Annotated in this window: 6 protein-coding genes and 1 pseudogene; 6 read left to right on the top strand and 1 reads right to left on the bottom strand. The window is 68.0% G+C overall.

Annotated elements, in window-relative coordinates; translation table 11 throughout:
• The 6 genes and pseudogenes from WKI94_RS11260 to pdxT form a co-directional block, all read left to right on the top strand.
• A pseudogene (locus tag WKI94_RS11260) lies at positions 1-134 on the top strand (transposase); the annotation flags it as partial.
• A 54-nt stretch (positions 135-188) separates the two neighbouring features.
• Positions 189-1364 carry a peptidoglycan DD-metalloendopeptidase family protein gene (locus WKI94_RS11255; protein ID WP_337845822.1) on the top strand — a complete coding sequence of 392 codons (1176 nt, stop codon included), beginning with the start codon at positions 189-191 and terminating at the stop codon, positions 1362-1364.
• A 70-nt stretch (positions 1365-1434) separates the two neighbouring features.
• Positions 1435-2316, top strand: coding sequence for a pyridoxal 5'-phosphate synthase lyase subunit PdxS (gene pdxS, locus WKI94_RS11250; RefSeq protein ID WP_337845821.1), 882 nt, complete (start codon positions 1435-1437; stop codon positions 2314-2316).
• Entirely contained in the window at positions 2297-2671 is a 375-nt protein-coding gene (locus WKI94_RS11245) for a metalloregulator ArsR/SmtB family transcription factor (RefSeq protein ID WP_337845820.1), read from the top strand. Before pdxS ends, WKI94_RS11245 begins: the two co-directional genes overlap by 20 nt.
• Before the next feature lie 31 nt (positions 2672-2702).
• Entirely contained in the window at positions 2703-4730 is a 2028-nt protein-coding gene (locus tag WKI94_RS11240; RefSeq protein WP_337845819.1) for a cation-translocating P-type ATPase, read from the top strand.
• Complete coding sequence (gene pdxT, locus WKI94_RS11235) at positions 4730-5305, top strand: pyridoxal 5'-phosphate synthase glutaminase subunit PdxT (RefSeq protein ID WP_337845823.1); 576 nt, start codon at positions 4730-4732, stop codon at positions 5303-5305. Before WKI94_RS11240 ends, pdxT begins: the two co-directional genes overlap by 1 nt.
• Positions 5306-5578: 273 nt before the next feature.
• Here the strand turns inward: pdxT and WKI94_RS11230 are convergent.
• On the bottom strand, positions 5579-5876 hold a 298-nt coding region (locus tag WKI94_RS11230; RefSeq protein WP_337845818.1), incomplete at its 5' end, for a Na+/H+ antiporter NhaA.

Raw genomic sequence — 5876 nt, 5'->3', positions numbered from 1 at the left:
CCGCACCGGGCTTTGGGGGGTCTTGCGCCCTTGGGGTTCCTGGCTAAGCTCAAGGAGGAGGGGGTCCCCACAGAGTCTCAAATGTGCTGGCCAACTACAACCCCTTGCCTTTTTTACGGGTGGGGTTGGTATAATTCCCCGGAGGTTTTAGGGGGTTTTGGAGGTGAAGGTTGCGGGCTACTAAAGGGTTGATTCTGCTGATTTTCGCCGCCTCCCCTTCTCTTGCCCTGGATTTGCGGCTGGCCCTGCCCCTCCCCCTGCCCGAGCGCGCGGTGGAGGTGTCCCCTCCTGTACGTAAGGGCTGGGTCATCTATGAGGTCAAGCCAGGGGACACCCTAAGCGGCCTTGCTGAGCATTATGGGGTGAATCCCAAGCACATCATGTGGTCCAGTGGCCTCCGGTCGGACCGCCTTTACCCGGGCCAGCGCCTCCTCATCCCCATCGTGGGGGTGGAGGAGAGGCCCCCCAGGGTTCCCCCTGGGGTGGAGGTCTACCGGGTGCGCCCGGGGGATACCCTGGACACCCTGACCAAGCGCTTTGGCCTCACCCCTGTGGAACTGGTCTCGGCCAACCCCTCCTTGGAGAGCCTGGACCGGCTGGTGGCGGGGATGGAGCTTTATATCCCCAGGAAGGCCAAGGGCCTCCTCCTCACCCTGGGGGAGGGGCAGACCTTGGTGGACCTGGCGGCCCGCTTCGGCCTTTCTCCGGTGGCGGTGGCCCGGGCCAACGGGGTGAAGGACCCCACGGAGCTTAGGCCCGGGGACCTGGTCCTCCTTCCTGGCATCCAGGCCAAGACCACTTACCAGAACCTCCTGGCTAAGCAGGAGGCGGAGCGGAGAGCTCGCCTCGAGGCCGAGCGGAAGCGCCAGGAGGAGCTTCGGCGCCTGGCCCAAGAAAGGGCCCGCCAGCAGGCTTTGGCCCAGCGGCAGGCCCCGCGCCAGCAGGCCTCTCCCCGGCCCCAGGTCCGGCGGGTGAGCTACCAGGAGGGGGCCATGCGCTGGCCCCTTTCTGGTTTCCGCATCACCACCTACTTCGGCCAGCGGGGGGCTTTCCAGCGCTACCACACCGGGATAGACCTGGCCGCCCCCTACGGCACCCCTATCGTGGCCGCCAAGGCTGGGCAGGTGGAGGTGGCGGGCTGGAGCAGCGTGGGCTACGGCTTCCACGTGGTCCTGGACCACGGGGGTGGGGTGGAGACTCTCTACGCCCACATGAACCGCATCGCCGTGCGCTCCGGGCAGTGGGTGAAGGCGGGGCAGGTCATCGGCTACGTGGGCTCCACCGGCTGGTCCACAGGGCCCCACCTGCACTTTGAGGTCCGGGTGGGTGGGATGGCCCGGAACCCCTTGGCCTACCTCCCCTAGTCCCTTTGCCCCCTCTTTGTGGCCCCCCGGCTTGACCCGGGGGGCCTTAAGCTAGAGGATGGAGGGCGGCATGGAGAAGGGGACCTTCCAGATCAAGACCGGTTTTGCGGAGATGTTCAAGGGCGGGGTCATCATGGACGTGACCACTCCCGAGCAGGCGGAGATCGCCGAGGAGGCGGGGGCGGTGGCGGTGATGGCCCTGGAGAGGGTGCCCGCGGACATCCGCGCCCAGGGGGGCGTGGCCCGCATGTCCGACCCCAAGATCATCAAGGAGATCATGGCCGCGGTCTCCATCCCCGTGATGGCCAAGGTGCGCATCGGCCACTTCGTGGAGGCCATGATCCTCGAGGCCATCGGGGTGGACTTCATCGATGAGTCCGAGGTCCTCACCCCCGCGGACGAGGAGCACCACATTGACAAGTGGAAGTTCAAGGTGCCCTTCGTGAATGGGGCCCGGGACCTGGGGGAGGCCTTAAGGCGCATCGCTGAGGGGGCGGCCATGATTCGCACCAAGGGGGAGGCGGGCACGGGGAATGTGGTGGAGGCCGTACGCCACGCCCGCACCATGTGGAAGCAGATCCGCTACGTCCAGTCCCTCAGGGAGGACGAGCTCATGGCCTACGCCAAGTCCATCGGGGCACCCTACGAGCTCGTGAAGTGGGTGCACCAGCACGGCCGTCTTCCCGTGGTGAACTTTGCCGCTGGGGGCATCGCCACCCCTGCGGATGCGGCCCTCATGATGCACCTGGGGATGGACGGGGTCTTCGTGGGGAGCGGCATCTTCAAGTCCGGAGACCCCAGGAAGCGGGCCCGGGCCATCGTGCGGGCGGTGACCCACTACAACGACCCCGAGGTCCTGGCCGAGGTCTCCGAGGACCTGGGGGAGCCCATGGTGGGGATCAACCTGGACCAGCTTCGGGAAGAGGAGCGGCTTGCCAAGCGGGGCTGGTAAGGCGGTCTGCGGGGTTTACGAGGTCCACCCGGAGGCGGTGGAAAAGGCCCGGGCCGCCCTGCCGGGGGGGGAGGTTTTGGGGCTTGCCACCCACCTCCTCAAGGCCCTGGCCGACCCCACCCGCTTCCGCCTCCTCCTGGCCCTTCGGGCGGCGGGGGAGCTTTGCGTGTGCGACCTGGCCCTCCTCCTTGGGGTCTCCGTCTCCGCGGTGAGCCACCAGCTTCGCCTCCTGCGGGCGGCCCGGCTGGTGGCCTATAGGCGGGCGGGCAAGCAGGTCTACTACCGCCTTTCGGACGGTCACGTGGAGGCCTTGTTGGAGGTTGCTCTGGCCCACGCCCAGGAAGAGAATACTTGACCAAATGTTTAAATGAAGATACCCTGGGGGCATGAAGGCCTCCAGGGTGCGTGCGTACTGGGTGGAGGGCATGGACTGCGCCGATTGTGCCCGTAAGGTGGCCGAGGCGGCAAGGGCCCTTCCCGGGGTGGAAAGCGCGCAGGTGAGCTTCGCAAGCGGCCGGCTTTACGTGGTCTTCCGGGCCCCTGAGGCCGAGGGCCGCCTGGGGCGCGTCCTCGAGCCCTTGGGCTACCGTCTTCGGCCCGAGGGGCAGGAGGAGGGGCCCCCGGGCCCCTTCCGCGCCGCCCTTTTCAGCGGAGCCCTCCTCCTCTTGGCCCTTGGGTGGAACCTCCTGGCCCCTGCCCCTTGGGCCTACGCCCTTGCGGCCTTGGTGGGTGTCCTGCCCCTGGCTCGCCGCGCCTTGGCCCGCCGGGACCCCTTCAGCATCCAGGCCCTGGTGACCCTGGCCGTCCTGGGGGCTCTCGTCATCGGGGCGGAGGCCGAGGGGGCGGTGGTGGTCTTCCTCTTCCTCCTAGGGGAGGTTTTGGAGGCCTATAGCGTCCGTCAGGCCCGGAAGGGGATCCGGGCCCTCACCCATCTCCTCCCCAAGAGGGCTTTGAGGCTGGTGGGGGACCGGGTGGAGGAGGTCCCCCTTTCCGCCCTTAGGGTGGGGGACCGGGTGCGGGTTCCTGAGGGGGAGCGCGTCCCCGCGGATGGGGTGGTCCTGGAAGGGAGGGTGGAGGTGGAGGAGGCGGCCTTCACCGGGGAGCCCCTACCCCAAGGGAAGGCCCCCGGGGACCGGGTCTATGGGGGGAGCCTGGTGCTCTTGGGAAGCCTCACCTTTCGGGTGGAGGTCCTTTCAGGGGCGGGGCTTCTTGGGGAGATGGAGCGCCTAGCGGAGAAGGCCCTTGCCCGAAAGGGCCGCCTTGAGCGCCTGGTGGACGCCTTCAGCCGCCGCTACACCCCCTTGGTCTTCCTCTTCGCCCTTTTTTGGGGCGGGGTCTTGCCCCTCTTCCGGGGGGAGTTTCCCCAGCACCTCTACCAGGCCCTGGCCCTGCTCCTCATCGCCTGCCCTTGCGCCTTGGTGCTCTCCGTGCCTACGGCCATTGCTGCTGGGGTGGCCCGGGGGGCGCGGTTCGGGGTGCTCTTCAAAGACGGGGGGGCTTTGGAGCGGCTCGCCGGGGTGCGGCACCTGGCCCTGGACAAGACGGGGACCCTCACCCTGGGAAGCCCCTGCCTGGTGGAGGTCCTGGCCTTCGGGGTCTCCCGGGAGGAGGCCTTGGCCCTGGCCTTGGGCCTCGAGGCGGGAAGCGCCCACCCCCTGGCCCGGGCGGTGCGGGAGGCGGCTTCGGATCTAAAGCCCCTCCCGGTGGAGGCCCTTAGGGTGGTCCCCGGGGAAGGGGTACACGGTCGGTTTGGGGGGGAGGAGGTGGCCCTCCTTACCCCCAGATCCTGGCCCCACCCCCTTCCGGAGGCCGAGGCCCTGGCCCAGCGGGGCCACGCCCTGGCCCTCCTCCTAAAGGGGGGGAGGCCTCTCGCCCTCCTCGCCTTCCAGGACGCCCCAAGGCCCGAGGCCAAGACTCTTTTGGAACAGCTTCGCGCCCTTGGACTTAGGCTACACCTCCTGAGCGGGGACCCCATGGTCCGCCCCCAGGCGGAGGTCCTAGGCTTCCGCCCCGAGGAGGTAAGGGCTGGGCTTTCCCCCAAGGAGAAGCTTCAGGCGGTGGAGGCCCTAGCCCGGGAAGGGGTGGCCATGGTGGGGGACGGGGTGAACGACGCCCCCGCCTTGGCCCAGGCCACGGTGGGGCTCGCCGTGGCCGAGGGGACGGGGGTGGCCCAGCGGGCGGCGGACGCGGTCCTCCTGGGCCTTCCCGCCCTGGAAACCGCCCTCCGCCTGGCCCGGGCCACCCGGAGGGTCCTTTACGCCAACCTGGCCCTGGCCTTGGGGCTTAAAGGGCTTTTCCTCCTCACCACCCTCCTTGGCCTCACCGGGCTTTGGCCCGCGGTGCTCTCCGATACCGGGGCCACGGTGCTCGTCACCCTAAATGCCCTTCGCCTCCTCGCTTTCCAGCCCTTATGATGGGGGGCGTGATCGGCGTCTTGGCCTTACAGGGGGATTTCCGCGAGCACAAGGAGGCCCTAAGGCGGCTTGGGGTGGAGGCCCGGGAGGTGCGTAGGCCCGAGCACCTAAAGGGACTTAAGGGCCTCATCGTCCCCGGGGGGGAGTCCACCACCATCGGGAAGCTTGCTCGGGAATATGGCCTGGAGGAGGCGGTGCGGAAGGGAGTGGAAGAGGGCCTCGCCGTCTTCGGCACCTGCGCGGGGGCCATATGGCTTGCCCGGGAGATCCTGGGCTATCCCGATCAACCCCGGCTTGGGGTGCTGGACGTGGCCGTGGAGCGGAACGCCTTCGGCCGGCAGGTGGAGAGCTTCCGGGAAGATATCCAGATTAGGGGCTTCCCTGAGCCCTTCTCCGGGGTCTTCATCCGCGCTCCTCTCTTTCGGCGGGTGGGGGAGGGGGTGGAGGTCTTGGCGGAGCTTGGGGGCCTGCCCGTCTTGGTGCGCCAGGGGAAGGTTCTGGCCGCGAGCTTCCACCCCGAGCTTACGGGGAACCTCCGCCTCCACCAGTACTTTCTGGAGCTTTCTGGGCTATAGGGCCAGGGGGGCGAGGCCGCGAAAGCGCTGAAAGTCCTTGTCAAAGGTCACCCGGTGGTGCCCCCCAGCCCAGGCGGAGGCCGCAAGGTGCGTGTCCGCCCAAAGCCCAGGGGGAGCCCTAAAGGGCCCAGGCCTCCTCTACTTGGAGGGGCTTGCTGTTCATGGCGGCGCCGGTGGAGGGGGTCCGGCAGGTCCACCGGGGTTCGCATGCCGCCATATTAGGGTACAGCGATCCTAGGAAACCCCCCTCGGGTGGGGGATAGGGAACTGGGCCTACACCCCTTTGTGGGCGCTCAGGTACGTCAGGCTGAGCCCCAGGAGGGCCGCGGCTAAGGAGGCGGAGAGCACCCCAAGCTTGGCCTGGTCGAGAAGGGAGGGGCTTGGGAAAGCCAAAGCGGCGATGAAGAGGGCCATGGTGAAGCCGATGCCCGCCAGGAACCCACGGGTCGTGTAAGGAATTATGTGTAAGGGTATGTGTATGAATGGGGGTACCAACGGGAGAGGAGGTACCCCATGGATCAGGATACCCTCCAGATGATCTTGAGGGAAGCAGTGAGGGAAACGGTAACCC

The organism is Thermus sp., assembly GCF_037444525.1.
In the GTDB taxonomy this organism is placed as follows: Bacteria; Deinococcota; Deinococci; order Deinococcales; family Thermaceae; genus Thermus.
The sequence above is the reverse complement of the archived record's forward strand: the minus strand, read 5'-3'. Positions and strand labels throughout refer to the sequence as shown.

Bases quoted from the DNA above. Each gene is read 5' to 3' on its own strand.
- pdxS (WP_337845821.1), top strand. From the start codon at position 1,435: ATGGAGAAGGGGACCTTCCAGATCAAGACCGGTTTTGCGGAGATGTTC.
- WKI94_RS11240 (WP_337845819.1), top strand. From the start codon at position 2,703: ATGAAGGCCTCCAGGGTGCGTGCGTACTGGGTGGAGGGCATGGACTGC.
- pdxT (WP_337845823.1), top strand. From the start codon at position 4,730: ATGGGGGGCGTGATCGGCGTCTTGGCCTTACAGGGGGATTTCCGCGAG.